Source organism: Streptomyces profundus, assembly GCF_020740535.1.
In the GTDB taxonomy this organism is placed as follows: domain Bacteria; phylum Actinomycetota; class Actinomycetes; order Streptomycetales; family Streptomycetaceae; genus Streptomyces; species Streptomyces profundus.
On record NZ_CP082362.1, the window covers coordinates 2832296 to 2848417 of the forward strand.

Annotated in this window: 16 protein-coding genes; 9 read left to right on the forward strand and 7 right to left on the reverse strand. The window is 73.3% G+C overall.

Features of this window, described 5'->3' with window-relative positions:
* Positions 1–111: 111 nt before the first annotated feature.
* Positions 112–807 (reverse strand): Crp/Fnr family transcriptional regulator, encoded by a 696-nt coding sequence (locus tag K4G22_RS12410; protein WP_228080150.1) that lies wholly within the window; start codon positions 805–807, stop codon positions 112–114.
* A gap of 296 nt (positions 808–1103) precedes the next feature.
* Here K4G22_RS12410 and K4G22_RS12415 point away from each other — a divergent pair, with 296 nt between their 5' ends.
* Both K4G22_RS12415 and K4G22_RS12420 read left to right on the forward strand, forming a co-directional pair.
* Positions 1104–1838, forward strand: coding sequence for a hypothetical protein (locus K4G22_RS12415; protein ID WP_228080151.1), 735 nt, complete (start codon positions 1104–1106; stop codon positions 1836–1838).
* Between the two features lie 276 nt (positions 1839–2114).
* A complete protein-coding gene (locus K4G22_RS12420; RefSeq protein WP_228080154.1) occupies positions 2115–3395 on the forward strand; it encodes an exo-alpha-sialidase in 1281 nt (426 codons plus the stop codon).
* Between the two features lie 61 nt (positions 3396–3456).
* On the opposite strand, the gene K4G22_RS12425 is transcribed toward K4G22_RS12420, so the two are convergent.
* On the reverse strand, positions 3457–4344 hold the full coding sequence (locus K4G22_RS12425; RefSeq protein ID WP_228080155.1) for a helix-turn-helix domain-containing protein: 888 nt from the start codon (positions 4342–4344) through the stop codon (positions 3457–3459).
* Between the two features lie 185 nt (positions 4345–4529).
* On the opposite strand from K4G22_RS12425, the gene K4G22_RS12430 reads away from it, so the two are divergent.
* Positions 4530–5336, forward strand: coding sequence for an SDR family oxidoreductase (locus K4G22_RS12430; RefSeq protein WP_228080157.1), 807 nt, complete (start codon positions 4530–4532; stop codon positions 5334–5336).
* Here K4G22_RS12430 and K4G22_RS12435 read toward each other — a convergent pair.
* The 3 genes from K4G22_RS12435 to K4G22_RS12445 are packed head-to-tail and all read right to left on the reverse strand — an operon-like array spanning position 5305 to position 8749.
* Positions 5305–6114 (reverse strand): alpha/beta fold hydrolase, encoded by an 810-nt coding sequence (locus K4G22_RS12435; protein WP_228080159.1) that lies wholly within the window; start codon positions 6112–6114, stop codon positions 5305–5307. The two genes, K4G22_RS12430 and K4G22_RS12435, sit on opposite strands and share 32 nt — an antisense overlap.
* On the reverse strand, positions 6092–7087 hold the full coding sequence (locus K4G22_RS12440) for a Vgb family protein (protein WP_228080161.1): 996 nt from the start codon (positions 7085–7087) through the stop codon (positions 6092–6094). Before K4G22_RS12440 ends, K4G22_RS12435 begins: the two co-directional genes overlap by 23 nt.
* A 33-nt stretch (positions 7088–7120) precedes the next feature.
* A complete protein-coding gene (locus K4G22_RS12445) occupies positions 7121–8749 on the reverse strand; it encodes an ABC-F family ATP-binding cassette domain-containing protein (RefSeq protein ID WP_228080163.1) in 1629 nt (542 codons plus the stop codon).
* A gap of 120 nt (positions 8750–8869) precedes the next feature.
* On the opposite strand from K4G22_RS12445, the gene K4G22_RS12450 reads away from it, so the two are divergent.
* The 5 genes from K4G22_RS12450 (at position 8870) to K4G22_RS12470 (ending at position 12929) form a co-directional block, all read left to right on the forward strand.
* Positions 8870–9550, forward strand: coding sequence for a TetR/AcrR family transcriptional regulator (locus K4G22_RS12450; protein ID WP_228080165.1), 681 nt, complete (start codon positions 8870–8872; stop codon positions 9548–9550).
* 117 nt (positions 9551–9667) lie between these two features.
* Positions 9668–10312 (forward strand): dihydrofolate reductase family protein, encoded by a 645-nt coding sequence (locus K4G22_RS12455; RefSeq protein ID WP_228080167.1) that lies wholly within the window; start codon positions 9668–9670, stop codon positions 10310–10312.
* A gap of 47 nt (positions 10313–10359) precedes the next feature.
* Positions 10360–10947, forward strand: coding sequence for a hypothetical protein (locus K4G22_RS12460; protein ID WP_228080169.1), 588 nt, complete (start codon positions 10360–10362; stop codon positions 10945–10947).
* Positions 10948–10980: 33 nt separating this feature from the next.
* Positions 10981–11874, forward strand: coding sequence for an arginase family protein (locus K4G22_RS12465; protein ID WP_228080171.1), 894 nt, complete (start codon positions 10981–10983; stop codon positions 11872–11874).
* 176 nt (positions 11875–12050) lie between these two features.
* The gene (locus tag K4G22_RS12470) at positions 12051–12929 is read left to right on the forward strand and encodes an alpha/beta fold hydrolase (protein ID WP_228080173.1); all 879 of its coding nucleotides are present in this window, start codon (positions 12051–12053) and stop codon (positions 12927–12929) included.
* Here K4G22_RS12470 and K4G22_RS12475 read toward each other — a convergent pair.
* Both K4G22_RS12475 and K4G22_RS12480 read right to left on the reverse strand, forming a co-directional pair.
* Positions 12910–13617 carry a response regulator gene (locus K4G22_RS12475; RefSeq protein WP_228080175.1) on the reverse strand — a complete coding sequence of 236 codons (708 nt, stop codon included), beginning with the start codon at positions 13615–13617 and terminating at the stop codon, positions 12910–12912. The genes K4G22_RS12470 and K4G22_RS12475 overlap by 20 nt on opposite strands.
* The gene (locus tag K4G22_RS12480) at positions 13608–14786 is read right to left on the reverse strand and encodes a sensor histidine kinase (protein WP_228080177.1); all 1179 of its coding nucleotides are present in this window, start codon (positions 14784–14786) and stop codon (positions 13608–13610) included. The genes K4G22_RS12475 and K4G22_RS12480 overlap by 10 nt, the downstream gene beginning before the upstream one ends.
* Before the next feature lie 111 nt (positions 14787–14897).
* Here K4G22_RS12480 and K4G22_RS12485 point away from each other — a divergent pair, with 111 nt between their 5' ends.
* Entirely contained in the window at positions 14898–16118 is a 1221-nt protein-coding gene (locus K4G22_RS12485) for a serine hydrolase domain-containing protein (protein ID WP_228080179.1), read from the forward strand.
* Positions 16119–16122: the final 4 nt, after the last annotated feature.

Genomic DNA, 16122 nt, shown 5'->3' on the forward strand with positions numbered 1-16122 from the left:
TGTGCCCCACGCTAGTGAGCGAACGCGGTCCTCACCCCATCAGATGACGGTTTTCGCGCAACTACTTCACCGTTCGCCGCCGTTCGCCGCCGTTTCACGAACGTCGGCGACTCAGCCGGCGACGGCGATGCGGCGCAGCAGCGCCAGGTCCTCGATCCGGATCGAGCGGTAGCCGGTGGAGACCACGCCCGACTCGCGCAGCCCGCGCAGCGCCCGGTGCACCGACGGCTCGGCCGCCGCGGCCAGGGTGGCCAACTCCGGTTGGGTGATGGGCCAACGGATCTCCACGCCGCGTCCGCGCGGCTCCCCGTAGGTGCCGGCGATCTGGTTGAGCACCCGGGCCAGCCGGGTGGTGACATCGCAGCCGGTGAGGTCGATACGGTGCGCGGTGGCCGCGCGCAGCTTGCGGACCACGGCCACGTTGACCGCCCGCGCCACCGCCGGCCGGTCCCGCATGGCCGCCTGGAACTCGGCCTGGTTGACGCGGCGGGCCACGACGGGGCCGCAGGTGGTGACGGTGGCCGACCGGGGGCTGTCGTCCAACGCGGCCAGCTCGCCCACCAGATCGCCGCCCATCCGCACCGCCAGCAGCGCCTCCCTGCCGTCCCCGGCCCGCCCGGTCGCCTTGACGATGCCGTCCAACAGCAGCAGTACGAAACTGGTTCGTTCACCTTCCCGCATCAGCACCCGCGCCGGGCGGTAGCCGATCTGCACACCCAGGTCGAGGAGTTGGGCGCGGGCCGGCTCGGCGACCCCGCCGAGCAGCGTGGTCGCCGGCCAGTTCCGCGCGCCTGATCCGTCCGTCATGCCGGTCTCCTTCCCTCCCCTTCCCACGGCTTTCCCGAACTTCCCCGAACTCCCCCGACGACCGCCCGCCGTCCACGGATGCGAGACGTTGGGGCGGAATGGGTGTCGGGTCTGTCGAATCGCCCCGTCCTGGGCACACTAGGACATGGGCGACGCGGCCCCCGGCAGTGCCGCCGGCCGACAGCCCGCCGACCCCGCTCGTCAACCCCGCTCGTCAACCCCGCTGTCGGAGACTCGTGTTGGCGACAGGAGTCGACGATGTGCGGGGCAGACCCGCGACCGTTCAGGGAGGTCCATTGAACCAGTGGGAGTACCGGGCCGTGCTGGCCGTCGACATCGAGCGTTCGTCGGGCCGGGGCAACGTTCCACAGCAGCGGATCAGGGACGCGCTGTTCGGCGCGCTGCACTCGTCCGTCGAGGCCAGCGGCGTCGACTGGGCGGCGTGCCACCGCCACGACCTGGGCGACGGGCTGCGGCTGACGCTGCCGTCCGGGGTGTGGAAGCCCCGGCTGATCCATCCGCTGGTGCCCACGCTGGCGCGCCGGTTGCGGGAGCACAACGAGGGGGCCGAGCCCAACCAGCGGGTCAGGGTGCGCGCCGCGCTGCACGCCGGCGATGTGCGGCTGGGCGCGGAAGGCGAGGTCACCGGGCGCCCGTTGGAGGTGCTCAGCCGGATGCTGGACGCGGCGCAGCTGCGCGCCGCGCTGGTCGCGGCGCGGCAGGAGCTGACCGTGGCGCTGATGGTGTCCCAGCACTTCCACGAGGAGACCGTGCCGCACGGCTATCCGGGGATCGCCTCGGACTCCTTCCACCCGGTCACGCTCCAGGAGAAGGAACTCACCGCCCCCGCCTGGCTGCACCTCCCCGGCGCCCCGCCCGGCCCGCCGCCCGGCGCGGCCGACCAGGACGGGCCCCCGCCCGCCGAACGCCCGGCGGGCCAGGCCCGGATGATCAACCTGGCCCTGGGCAACGGCACGGTCAACGCGACCCAGCAGGGCGTGCAACACATCCATCTGCCGCGCAGGGACTGACCGCTGGCGCGGTGGAACGGTGGAAGAAGCGGGGCCGGCCGTGGGGCTGGGACGGGCTGGGAGAGCGCGACTTTTACATCGATGAACACGAGAATGGCAACCCCCCTGATGTCTGGAAGATCAGCGCCCGCGCTGCCACCGTGCTGAGGGTGACGCGGTGCGCGTGGGGCGCCTCCCAGGGACGGGGCCCCCGACGCCGTCTCCGCCGACCAACCCCAGACCCCCCACGGAAAGTTAGGCAGGGACGAAACCTCCATGAGCCGAACATCGTCGCGCTTGGCCAGACGTTCGACGCTGCTGGGCGTCGGCGTGCTGCTGGCCGCGCTGCTGGGCACCCCGGCGGCCAGTGCCACGTTCACCAAAACCGAAGCCGGAACCGGAACCGGAACCGCAGCCGAAGCCGGGACAGGGGCCGCCGCCCAGGCCACCGTGGCCGAGGACGCCAGGGAGGCCATCGAATCCGGCGTGGCGGTACCGGCCGCGAACGGCACCCCGCTCCGGGACGACACCGGCCTCTACCCGCGCGCCATCCGCCTGGAGCACAACGGCGACGCCAACGGCCGCGTCCTGGCCGCCGTCGTCACCTTCCAGGAGAACAACGGCCTCGGCGCCATCCACGAGTCGACCGACAACGGCCAGACGTTCCAGCAGGTCGGCACGGTCGCCGACCCGGACTCCGCCGCCGGCCAGGGCCTCTGCTGCGCCACGCTCTACGAACTCCCGCAGGACGTCGGCGCGTTGCCGGCCGGCACCCTGCTCTGGGCCTCGTCGGCGGGCCAGGACGAGGCCGACCGGCGGATGGCGCTGCGCATCTGGGCCAGCCAGGACATCGGCCGCAGCTGGTCGTACCTGTCGAGCTGCGCGGTGGCCAGCGGGACCGGCGGGCTGTGGGAACCGGAGTTCTCCGTGGCCGCCGACGGCGCGCTGGTCTGCCACTACGCGGACGAGACCGATCCGGCGCACAACCAGAAGCTGGCCGCGGCCCGCAGCTATGACGGCGTCAACTGGGTCGACCGCCAGAACACCGTGGCCAGCTCCTGGGAGCCGGACCGCCCCGGGATGCCGGTGGTCCGCAAGCTGCCCAGCGGCGAGTACTTCATGATCTTCGAGATCTGCAACCCGGGCGGTCAGTACCAGTGCGTGGTGCACTACCGCACCTCGCCCGACGGCTGGAACTGGGGCGACCCGACCCACCTCGGCTTCCGTCCGGAGACGGCGAACGGCACCTACCTGCGGGCCGCGCCCACCGTGGCCTGGTCCCCCGCGCCCGACGGCAACCCGAACGGCCAGCTGGTGATCGTCGGCCAGATGGCGCTCGACGCCGACGGCGGCACATCGGCCGACAACGGGCGGATCGTGCTGGTCAACAACGACAACGGCGCGGGCCCCTGGCGGGCCGCACCCGCGCCCGTCCAGGTGCCGGACGCCGTGCCCAACTACTGCCCCAACTACAGTTCCCCGCTGCTGCCCTCGGCCGACGGCCGGGAGCTGTTCATGATCGCGACGGACTGGGACGGGGACGTCTGCAAGCCGTACTACGCCACCGGGACGCTCTGACCCCGCGTCCCAGGGGCCGGGCGCGCCGCCGCGCCCGGCCCCCCTGCCCAGGGGAACCCGTTCAGCGGATGGGCGCCGGGGCGTGCCAACTGGCCAGCATCGCGAGGGACTTCTCGGTGCGGGAGCCGGGTTCGACGTTGTAGACGCAGAGCGTCTGCTCGCTGTCGCCCGGCACCAGGAAGGACTCGTAGGAGAAGCTCAGCTCGCCGGCCAGCGGATGGTGGTAGGTCTTGCTGCCATGGGTGCGGCGCACCACCCGGTGGTCGTTCCACCAGGTGGTGAACTCGGGGCAGCCCAACGTGAGTTCGCCGATGAGATCGGCGAGGAGCCGATCCTGCGGGTAGCGTCCGGCCTCCAGCCTGAGCATCGCCACGGTCTCGGACGCCAGCAGCTCCCAGTCCCCGACCGTGGCCCGCGCCGACGGGTCCAGCAGGTAGTAACGAGCGACGTTGCGGCGGTTGGCCGGCAGCGCGTCGAAGTCCGTCAGCACCGCCCTGGCCAGCGCGTTGGCGGCCAGCACATCGGTGCGGCGGCCCAGCACAAAGGCCGGCACCCGCTCCAGCGTCTCCAGCATCAGCCGCACGCCGGGGCGCACGCGCTGTGGCGCGGTGGGCGCGCGGCGCGGCCGGTGGCGGGAGAGCAGGTCGGCGAGATGCTCCCGTTCGGCGGCGTCGAGATGGAGCGCGCCGGCCAGCGCCTCCCGCACCTCGGGCGACGGGTTGCGGGCGCGGCCCTGTTCGAGCCGGGTGTAGTACTCGGTGCTCACCCCGGCCAGCCGGGCCACCTCGTCCCGACGCAGCCCCGGCACCCGACGGATCCGGCCGTCGGCGGGCAGCCCGGCCCGTTCGGGGGTGATCCTGGCCCTGCGGGAGCGCAGGAAGTCGGCGATCCCGACGCGGACGCCCTGGGCCGCGCCGGTTCCGTTCCCGCCTCGCGTCTCGTCCGCCATGGTTCCAGTGTGCGCGAACCGGGCGCGGCGCGGCGGGCCCAGGGTGGTCCTGCCGGTACCTGCCTGGTCAGGGTCCGCTGAGGCGCTCGGGGGCGGGCCCGCCGGTGGTGTGCTGGATGGGCGGGCCGAGGCGTCTCCCGCCGGGCCCGCCCACCCAGCATCCACGTATCGGAAAGGGGCACACCGTGTCCTCAACCACCTCAGCCACCTCAACAACCTCAGCGGCCGTCTCCCAGCAGCCGCTGGCGGGCCGGGTCGCCGTGATCACCGGCGCGTCCAGCGGCATCGGCGCCGCCTCGGCCGAACACCTGGCGGGCCTTGGCGCCAGCGTCGCGCTGCTGGCCCGCCGCGCCGACCGGCTCGACGCGTTGGTCGAGCGCGTCCAGGGGAAGGGCGGCACCGCGCTGGCCCTCGCCGTGGACGCCACGGACCGGGCGGCGGTGTCCGTGGCGGCGGACCAGGTGGCCGCCGAACTCGGCAACGCCGACCTGGTGTTCAACAACGCCGGCGTGATGCTGGCCGCGCCCGTCGAGGAGGTCGCCAGCGACCAGTGGCAGCGTCAGATCGACCTCAACATCACGGGGCTGATGAACATCGTCGGCGCCTTCACCCCGCACCTGCTGCGGGCGGCGGCGGAACGGGGCGTCGCCGACCTGATCAACACCTCGTCCATCGCCGCCCAGAACGTGTTCCCCAAGTTCGCCGTCTACTCGGCGAGCAAGGCGTTCGTCACCCATCTCTCCCGCCATCTCCGCGCGGAGCTCGGCCCGCGGGACGTGCGGGTCGCCGCGCTCGAACCCGGCATCGTGGAGACCGAGTTGCAGGGCCATGTGACCGATCAGGGCGCCCTCGACTGGTTGGCCGGGACGCGGGAGACGATGGAGTGGCTCACCGCCGACGACATCGCCACCACCGTCGGCTTCCTGGCGTCGCTGCCGCCGCGCGTCAACATCCAGCAGCTCACCGTGATGCCGACCGGTCAGGCTGGCTGACCTGACGCGCGCGGCGGATGGGCTGTCTGGTGGGCGGGGGCGGCTCGGCCGTGGTCAGGAAGGTGTTGACCAGTCCGTAGACCTCGGCCGGCCGCTCCACCACCAGCAGATGCGAGGCGCGCGGCACGATCGCCAACTCGGCGTCCGGGATGGCGCGGTAGAGGGCGACGGTGTGTTCGAGGGACATCGCGTCGTCGTCGCCGGCGACCACCAGGGTCCGCGCGGTGATCCGGGCGAGATCGGCCTCGGTGAGGGTCGGCTGGGTGCCGGCCATGCGGAGCACCTTGTCGACCACCGTGGGGAAGTGCTGCTCGCCGTCGGGCGAGACCGCGCCGTAGTTGGTGCCGAGATAGCGCAGCGCGTCCTCCTCCCCGAAGCCCTCCAGCACACCGGGGAGCAGCCCCTCGTGGTGGAAGTTCCCACTGATGGGGACCAACTTCCGTACCAGGTCGGGCCGTCGCATCGCCACCAGCAGGGCGACATTGGCCCCGTCGCTGTGGCCCACCAGATGCGCGGGGCCGTTCACCACCCGCTCCAGGAAGGCGATGGTGTCCCGCGCCATCAGCTCGTAGGAGAGCGGCCCCCCGACATCCGGCGTGTGCCCGTGGGCCCGTCGGTCGAAGGTCAGGACGCGGAAGTGGACGTCCAAGTGGGGCAGCGCGACATCGAACATCCGGGAGTCGACAAAGGCGCTGTGCAACAACACCACGGGGTCGCCCGTCGGGCTGCCCTGCTCGTGATACCAGAGAGGAAGGTCATCCAGCTGAATCGTCGCCATGGGCGTCATTCTTGCCCGGCGCCCCCGGCTGAGCCGCTCGGCACGCTGCCCCGCCCGGGTACAGCCGGGCCAGGGCGCCGGTCTCCAGCGCCGCGTAGAGGGCACCGTCAGGGCCCACCGCGATGCCATGAGGTTCAGAGCCCGCGGGCGGCAGCGGAAACAGCTCCATCCGCCCCTCCCCGTCGACGGCCCCCAGCCCGCCGCTGCCCCACTCGGTGAACCACTGACGCCCGTCCGGGCCGGCGACGATGGCGTGCGGGCGCGCTGCCCTTTCGGGCAGCGGGAACTCCGTGACCTGGCCTTCCGTCGTGATCCTGCCGATCTGCCCGGCGCCGGTCTCGACGAACCAGAGCGCGCCGTCGGCCCCGGCGGCGATGCCGACCGGGCCCGCGTCCCCGGTGGGCAGCGGGTGGATGTCGACCGTGCCGTCCAACGTGATCCGGCCGATGGCGTCCGCCTTGTTGAGCGTGAACCACAGCGCGCCGTCCTGGCCCACGGCGATGGCGGAGGGAAAGCCGTCGGCCATCGGCAGCGGGAACTCGGTGACCTCGCCCTCCGTCGTGATCCTGCCGATCCGGTCGCCGCGGGTCTCGGTGAACCACAGGGCACCGTCAGGTCCGGCAACGATGCCGAAAGGCCCCGCGTCCTCGGTGGGCAGCGGGAAGGAGGTGGCCCGCCCCGAGAGGTCGATCCGGCCGATCCGATGGTCGAGACCCCGGGTGAACCAGAGGGCGCCGTCGGGCCCTTCGGTGATCACCATCGGACCGCAGTCCGGCGAGTCCAGCGAGTGGAACTCCACCCGGCCGTCCCCGGCGAGCCGGCCGATCCGGCCGGCGTGCACCAGGGTGAACCAGAGCGCGCCGTCGGGCCCCTGGGCGAGTGCGTAGGGGCCGGCGGCGGCGTCGGCGACCGGGACCAGGGTGAGAGCGGTGGGGGAGGTGGGAGACGGGGAGGAAGGGGAGGCAGATGGCATGGCGAGGGTCCTCTCCAGGCGTGGGCGGGGGGTTCAGCGGATGGGGAGGCGCAGCTCGGCGCCGCGCCAACGGGCGCGCAGCGCGCGATCGTGGCTGACCACGAGCAGCGTCCCCCCGAAGCCGGCCAGCGCCTCCTCCAGCTGCTCGACCAGGGCGGGCGAGAGATGGTTGCTGGGCTCGTCGAGCAGCAGAATGTCGACTGGAGAGCTGACCAACCGGGCCAATGCCAGGCGTTGCCGCTGCCCGATGGAGAGCTTCGCCACCGGAACGTCCAGTACGTCGGGCGCGAACAGCCCCAGGGAACGCAGCTGTTCAGCGTGCTCATCGGGGGTGCCGGGGCGGCCCCGGCCGAAGGCGGCCAGCAGCGTCACCCCCGGCCGTCCAGGGGCTGGCTCCTGGGGCAGATGCCCGACGCGCCCCCGCCCGGTGAACACGCCCTGGTCAGGGGCGAGTCGACCGGAGAGCACCTGCAACAGGGTGCTCTTGCCCACCCCGTTGGGCCCGGTCACCAGCAGCCGCTCGCCGGCGCCGACCCGCAGGTCGAGCGGGGCGAGCCGCCCCGTGACGCCGACGCCGTCGGCGCGCAGCGCCACGCCGGCTCCGCCGGCCCCGGTGCCGGGTGGGGTGGCGGTGAAGCGCAGCGGCTCGGGCGGGGCGGGCACCGGCTCGGCGAGCAGCCGGCGCAGGCGTTCCTCCGCGTTGCGGACCCGGCCGGCGACGGAGCGCTGCACCCGGCCGCCGGCCCTGTCGTAGGCCATCTTGTTGCCGTCCCTGATGGCCCGACCTGGGGCGACCCGGCGCGCGGTGACAGCCGCCGCCTCGCGCAGCCGCGCGGTCTCGGCCAGCCACTCCTCGTGTCGCGCCGCCCAGCGGCGGCGGGCCGCCGCCTTCTCGGCGAGATAGCCGGCATAGCCGTCGCCGTACCTGACCAGCTGCCGCCGGTCGGCGTCCACCTCCCAGAGGCTGTCGGCGACGCGTTCGAGGAAGACCCGGTCGTGGGAGACGGCGAGGGTGGTGCCGCGCCTGGCGCGCAGCTGGTCCTGGAGCCAGCCGAGCGCTTCGTCGTCGAGGTGGTTGGTCGGCTCGTCGAGCAGCAGCACCTCGGGGCCCGTGGCCAGCAGCGCGGCCAGCCGCAGCCGGCTCAGCTCGCCGCCGGAGAGCGCGCCGATCCGGCGGCCCCTCGGCAGCCGGCTCAGGCCGAGCCCGGCCAGGGCCCGCTCCAGCCTGGCCTCCGCCGCATAGCCGCCGCGCAGCTCGAAGGCGTCTCGCACCTCGCCATAGGCGACGAGCGAGGACGCGTCCCCGGCCGCCATCGCGGCCTCCAGGGCACGCAACCGGGCCTCGATAGCGCGTAGTTCGCCGAGCGACTGGTCGATGACCTGCTGAACGGTCAGCTCGGGCGGCAGCGTGACCGCCTGCGCGAAGTAGCCGACGCCACCGTCGGCCCGCAGCACGATCTCCCCCTCGTCGGGCCGCTCCTGGCCGGCGAGCAGCCGCAGCAGGGTGGTCTTCCCCGAGCCGTTCTCGCCGACGATCCCGGCGCGCTCACCCCTGGGGAACGAGCAGCTGACCGAGGCGAGGACGAGCCGCCCCCGGTAGGACTTGGTGATGTTCAGGGCGGTGATCTGGGTGGACTCGCTGGTGGACTTCCGGGTGGACAAAAGCGACCTCCGAGGATGGCGTGGACGGACGGGCCGCATGGGCCCGGGAGACCGGACGAACACCTCGGAAGAGCACAGGACACCTCGTTAAAGCGACAACAGTTGCGTTAGCATGCTGCCATGGCCACGCACCCCCCGTCAACGAACGCAACGAACGCAGCGGACCCAACGGGCTCGGCGGGCCCGGCGGACGATCAGCCGCCCCGCCGCCCCGGCGGGCGCAGCGCCCGGGTGCGGGCCCAGGTGCACGAGGCCGTCCGCGCCCAACTGCTGGAGCACGGCTACGACGGGCTCACCGTGGACGCGGTCGCCGCGCGCTCCGGCGTGCACCGCACCACGGTCTACCGCCGCTGGGGCGACGTCGGCGGCCTGCTCGCCGACCTGCTGCACGCGGCGGCCGACGACTCCTGGCAGCCGCCGGACACCGGATCCCTGATCGGCGACCTCACCGCGCTCAACACGGAGGTACAGCAGGGGCTCACCGAAAGCCCACCGCTCGCCATGGCGCTGATCGCCACCTCGTTCCGCTCCCCCGACGCCGCCCGCGCCCTGACCCACTTCTGGGACGACCGCTACGACCGCTGCGCCACCGTCGTCGACCGCGCCGTCCAGCGCGGCGAACTCCCGGCCCGCACCAACGCCAGGGAGCTGCTGATCGCCGCCTCCGCACCCGTCTACCACCACCTCACCCTGCTGCGCACCGCCCCCGACCCCGCGCTGCCCGCCCGGGCGGCGCGGGCCACCGCGCTGGCCGCCCACGCCGGCGCCTTCGGCCGGGACGCGCCGCCCGAAGGCCCCTGACCGCCGGCGCCGAAGAACCGACCGCCGATGAACCGACCGCCGGAGCAGCGATGAGTCCGGCGGCGCCCGCTGGTCTACCTCCCGACCGAGACGACCAGAACGGCGGGAGCCAAGGCGATGGGCCTCATCCAGATCGAACTCTTCGCAACCCTCGACCTCGTCGGGCAGGCGCCCGGCGGCCCCGAGGAGGACCCGGCCGGGTTCCCGTTCGGCGGCTGGCAGGCGCCCCTGCTGGACGAGGTCGCCGGGGCGCAGATCAGCGCCGCGTACGAGGGCACGGACGCCCTGCTGCTCGGCCGGCGGACCTACGACATCTTCGCCGCCTACTGGCCGCACCACGAGGGCGGCGAGGACGACGAGATCGCCACGCTCTTCAACAGCGTCCCCAAGTACGTGGCGTCGCGGGGCCGGCCCGACCTCTCCTGGGCCGGCTCAAGCCAGCTCGGCCCCGACCTGGCCGGCGCGGTCCGCGAGCTCCGCGACCGGCACGAGCGGGTGAGGGTCGTCGGCAGCCTGAACCTGGTGCAGACCCTGCTGCGCGAGCGGCTCTTCGACCGCCTCGACCTCTGGGTGCACCCGGTCGTGCTCGGCGTCGGGAAGAAGGTGTTCGACGGGGGCGCGGTGCCCACGAACGTCACCCTTCTCGAACCGCCGGTGGCCAGCCCGAAGGGCACCGTCTACCTGCGCTACGGGCTCGCCGACGGCACCCCGGGCACGGGGGACATGAGCGCGCCCGAGCGCGGTGCGGGAGACGACAGCTGAGGCCGCCCGGCGCCCGGTTACCCTGGTGCCCGGCACCGGGGGGGACCATGGGCGGGCACGACGGGTCACGTCACCGCGACGAGGGCGGCTGGCTGGGCCGGTTCGTCGACCGGGTGCTGGTGGTCTGCCCGCGCTGCGCCGGACGCGCCCTGGTGACCCCGGCGCCCGATCTGCCCCCGGCCGCCTACGCCGGTCAACTCCTCGTCGCCGAACGCCGGTTGAGCTGCGCCGGCTGCGGCGCCGTGGCCGCCTGGCAGCCCGAGCGGATCGGCGGGGCGCTGATCGGCGTGAGCCTCGGCGGCACGGAGGACCCGTTCTTCCGCCACCCCCTCTGGCTCCAGACCCGCTGCGCCGGCGAGGTCCTCTGGGCCTACAACCAGTCGCATGTCGTGGAGTTGACCGCCTATGTCGGCGCGCGGCTGCGCGAACGCGGTCCGGTGCGGCCCACCACGTCGATGTTCGCCCGCCTCCCGGTCTGGATGAAACGGGCGGGGAACCGGGACGAGTTGCTCGCCGGCCTGGCCCGGCTCCAGGCCCTGGCGGCCCGTGGTTCGCCCGGCGACCGCCCGGACCTCGCCCGGCCACGCGGCGACCGCGCCCGCCACCGGCGCGGCCCGCACTTCGGCGGCGCCTGACCCCGTCCCCGGCGGCCGGGCGACAATGGCCCGATGCGAGACATCGTGGTTCTGGACGCCCCATCCAACCTGGGCCTTCGCCCACCCGTCGAAGGCGCGGTGCCCGGCTGTCACAAGCTCGCCGGCGCACTCCGCGAGCAGCGGCTGCCGGCGCGGCTCGGCGCGCGGGAGGGCGGTGTCGTCGTCCCGCCCCGCTACGACAGGGGCGAATGGCGGCCGGGGGACGGCGTCTTCCACGCGGCGGCCATCGCCGGCTACACCCGGACACTCGCCGACCGGATCGAACACCATCTGCGGGCCGGGGAGTTCCCGCTCGTGCTGGGCGGCGACTGCTCCATCCAGCTGGGCTCCTCGCTGGCCCTGCGCCGCATCGGCCGCTACGGGCTCGCCGCGATCGACGGCTCGGCTGACTTCCGGCATCCGGGCAACACCGACCGGGAGAGGATCGGCGCGGCCGGCGGCGAGGAACTCGCCCTGAGCACCGGCCGGGGCCAGTCGGACCTCACCGACCTGGAGGGGCTCGGCCCCTACCTCCGCGACGAGGACATCAGGCTCTTCGGCATGCGGGACTACGACACCGACCGCGCGGAACTCACCGCGCTGGGCATCTCCCATGCGACGGCCGGTGAGATCAGGGCCTGGGGGGACACGGAGTTGGCGGCCGTGGTGGCGTCCCTGGAGCAGCCGGCGACGGACGGGTTCTGGGTGCATCTGGACGCGGACGTGCTGGACCCGACCGTGATGCCCGCCGTGGACAGCCCCGACCCCGGCGGCCTGCTGCCCGACGAACTCGCCGCGCTGCTCGGCGCGTTGACCCGTTCCCCCCGCTGCGTCGGCCTCAACCTGACCATCTACGACCCGGATCTCGACCCGGACGCCTCCGGCGCGGCCCTCCTCGCCGACCTGTTGGCGGGCGCCCTCGCCTGAGGCCCGAAGCCCGACGTCTGAGACCCGAAGTCTGACGCCCGAGGCCCTACGGTACGGTCGAGAGCATGTGTTTCATGTTTGTGCGGTGTCGAGCCAGCTGAGACGGGCCCGCCTGTTTCCGCTTCTCCCCCCCTGCGGCGCGCCGCGCCGCCACTCAAGCATGGGATCACATCCGTATGTCATCCGTTTCTGTCAACTCCCAAGGCCGGAGCGCCACCTTCGTCCTGGTGCACGGCTCGGGCTCCAACGCGTTCATGTGGGCGCCCGTCCAGCGTGAGCTGGCGTTGCTCGGCCACCGCAGCTACGCCGTCGACCTGCCAGGGCACGGCTTCGACGCGCACTACCCCGTCGCCTACCAGGCCCCGCAGGACCTCGACGCCTGGGCGGCCGTCCCCTCACCCCTGGCCGGGGTCACCCTGCGGGACAACGTCGACCATGTCGTCGGCGTCGTCCGGAAGGTCGCCGAGCACGGCCCCGTGGTGCTGGTGGGCGCCAGCCTCGGCGGCACCACCATCACCGGGGTGGGCAACGCGGTGCCCCAGCTGGTGGACCGGCTCGTCTATGTCTCCGCCTGGTCCTGTGTGCGGAAGGCGAGCCCCGTCGAGTACATGACCGAGCCGGAGTTCGGCGCGAGCCTGCTGGGCGAACTGGCCGCGCTGAACGTCGGCGACCCCGCGGCGCTCGGCGTCGGCCGGGCCAACTACCGCACGGCGGACCCGGAGTTGCTCGCCGCCCTCAAGGCGGCCGTCATGGCCGACGGCACCGACGAGCAGTTCCTGGCCTTCCTCAACATCCTCCAGCCGGACGAGTCCCTCGCGGTGATGACGGCCGACGCGCGCGGCCACGCCGACACCTGGGGCACGATCCCGCGCAGCTATGTCCGCCTCAGCGAGGACCGTTCACTCCCGGTGGCCATGCAGGACCGCCTCATCGCCGAGTCCGACGCCCTCACCCCGGACAACCCGTACGACGTCCACACCCTCCGCACCAGCCACACCGGCTTCCTCCTCGACCCGACCGCCCTGACCGCCATCCTCACCAACCTGCCCCTCTGACCTGGCGACCGCCGGCGCCGGGGGGCATGGGCCCCTCGGCGCCGGTGGCGTGGTGACGGAGGTGGGCGAGGACGGCGCGGACGCGGCGGTGGCCGCTGTCGCCCACGGAGAGGCCCAGTTTGAGGAAGACGTTGCCGATGTGCTTGTGGACGGCGTTGTCGGTGATGACGAGCCGCCCGGCGATGGTCGCGTTGTCGTGGCCCTCGGCCATCAGCGTCAGGACCTCGCGTTCCCGCGCGGTCAGGGAGGCGACGGGATCGGCGCGCGCGGCGAGGAGTTGGGCGACGACCTCCGGATCCATCGCGGTGCCGCCGCCGGCCACCCGGCGCAGCGCGTCGGTGAACTCGGCGATGCGGCTCACCCGGTCCTTGAGCAGATAGCCGATGCCGCCCCTGGCGTCCGCGAGCAGCCGGCCGGCGTACTCCTGCTCCACATACTGCGACAGCACCAGCACGGGAAGCCCCGGATGGTCGCCGCGCGCCCGGATCGCGGCCCGGATGCCCTCGTCGCGGAAGGTCGGGGGCAGCCGCACGTCCACGATGGTGACGTCGGGCCGGTGGGTCTCGACCGCCGCGAGGAACGCGGGGGCGTCGGCCGCGATCGCGACGACCTCGAACCCCTGCGAGTTCAGCAGGAGTTCGAGCCCGGACGACAGCAGGACGTTGTCCTCGGCGAGCACTACGCGCACGGCAGCTCCACGGTGATGACGGTCGGCCCGCCCGGCGGGCTGCTGATCCCCATGGTGCCGTCCAGCGCGGCGGCGCGGCGGCGCATTCCGTCCAGCCCCGAACCCCGGACGGCGTCCGCCCCGCCGGCCCCGTCGTCCGTGATCCGCGCGCGGAGCAGCTCACCGTCGCGGGTGACCAGGACGGATGCCTCGGTGGCCCGGCTGTGGCGGGCGACGTTCGCCAGGGCCTCGGTCACGGCGAAGTAGGCGACCGCCTCGACCGCGGCCGGCACCGCCCCGAGCGGGCCGACATCGATGCGGGTCGGCACCCCCGCCCTGGTGGCCAGGGTGGTGAGCGCGCCGGCCAGGCCCTGGTCGGCGAGCACCGGGGGATAGATGGTGCGGATGACGGAGCGCAGCTCGGTCATCGCCTCCTCCGTCTCGGCCTGGGCCTGCCGCACCAGCGCGGCGGCGCCGTTGGGATCGTCCGGATCGTCCGGATCGCCGGGGAGGCGCTGCCCGACCACGGCGAGCCGCATCGCGATGGCCACCAGCCGGGCCTGGGTGCCGTCGTGCAGATCCCGCTCGATCCGGCGGAGCTCGGCGCTGTGCGCCTGGAGGACATCGGTGCGGGTGCGAGTGAGCTCGCTGACGCGTTCGACCAGCTGTTCCGCGGGCGAGGGCGCCAGCACCGCGAGGCAGCAGCGGGCGTGCAGCCGGGCGAGCGGCGGGAGAACGATGACGCACAGCGCCGCCAGCAGCACGACGTTGACCAGTCCGAGCCAGAGCGCGGTGCCCCAGCCGGTGAGGGGAACGCTGATCACGGGCAGCCAGGGCGCCGTGTCGAAGGCCCACCAGAACGCCACGATGAAGGGGGCGAGCAGCAGGTTGCCCAGACAGATCAGCGCGAGGCCACCGGCCGGCAGACCGGTGGCCACCTGGGTCAGCAGCCCGAGGAGGTTGCGGCGGGTGGCGCGCCGACGCTGCTCGACCGGCCGCCCGAGCAGCGCCCCGGCGCGCTGGCGCTGCCGTTCCGCCCAGGGCTGGGCCAGCGTGGGAACGCACAGCAGGGGCGCCGCGAACAGCGTCACCGTCGCGGCCAGCAGGGTGCCCAGCAGATAGCGTCCGCCGCGCCAGGCCCCGAACGACCGCGCACGGACCGCGCCGAGCACGCCAGACACATCTTTCACGTGATTCACCCTAGGGAGCGGGCGATCCACCGGCACTACAGGCAGCTGTAGCTTTCGTTCGGCAGCCTGTGGTAGCGACCAGCGACCGACCGCCTACCTAGCGTTCCGGTCATGAGAAACCCCATCACCCGCATGCGCAAACGGTGGCTCGCCACAGCGACGGCCGCCCTCGTCCTCACCGGCGTCGCCGTCGCCGTCCAACTGCCGGCCGACGCGCGGCAGTCGAGCGCGCCCGAGTACGGGCAGGACGACCTGCGCCGGGACGCCGACGCCATCACGGCGCTGGGCGTCACCGGCGTCCAGGCCCGGGTGACCACGGGCAACGGGCCTGACCTGGTCGCGACCAGCGGCGTCGCCGAGGTGGACACGGACCTCCCGGTGCCGGACGACGGCTACTTCCGGATGGCCAGCACCGGCAAGACGCTGGTGGCGGCCGTGGTCCTAGGGCTGGTCGACGAGGGCGAGCTGACGCTCGACGACACGGTGGACCACTGGCTGCCGGGCCTGGTGGACGGCAACGGCAACGACGGACGGCTGATCACCGTCCGCCACCTCCTCCAGCACACCAGCGGCATCCACGACGACCTCCCCGGCCACGCCACCCCGGAGGAGTACCTGGAGCACCGACACGACACCCACACCCCCCGGGAGATCGTCGCGCGGGCGATGGAGCACGGCCCGGACTTCCCGCCCGGCACCGGCTGGGGCTACTCCAACGCCGGCTATGTCCTGCTCACCCTGATCATCGAGGAGATCACCGACCGCCCCTGGCACGAGGAGGTGGCGGACCGGATCCTGGACCCGCTGGGCATGGACCACACCTATCTGCCGGACGGCACGCCCACCATCCGCGAGCCCCACGCCAACAGCTACGAGGTCTTCCCGTCCGGCGAACGGGTCGACGTCACCAGCGTGATCGTCCCCGACCCGGGCGGCTATGTCTCCACGACCGAGGACGTCAACCGCTTCTTCCAGGCCCTGCTCGGCGGCGAACTGCTGTCCGGGGCACGGCTGGCGGAGATGCGGGAGACCGTCCCGGTCGACGAGGAGATGCGGACGTTCTGGCCGGGCGGAGGCTATGGCCTGGGCCTGGTCAACCGGCCGCTGTCCTGCGGCGGCCACTACTGGGGCCACGAGGGCGGCGAGAGCGGCTACATCACCCTGAACGGCGCCACCGACGACGGCAGCCGCACCGTCACCGTCTCCATGTCCACCGCCCTGGGCGACTCGTTCGAGAGCATGCTCAGCCAGGAGCGGGCCGCCAGCGACCTCGTCGACCGCGCGCTGTGTGACACACCCGACAGCCTGGAGCAAGCACCTCGCTTGCAATAGTTAG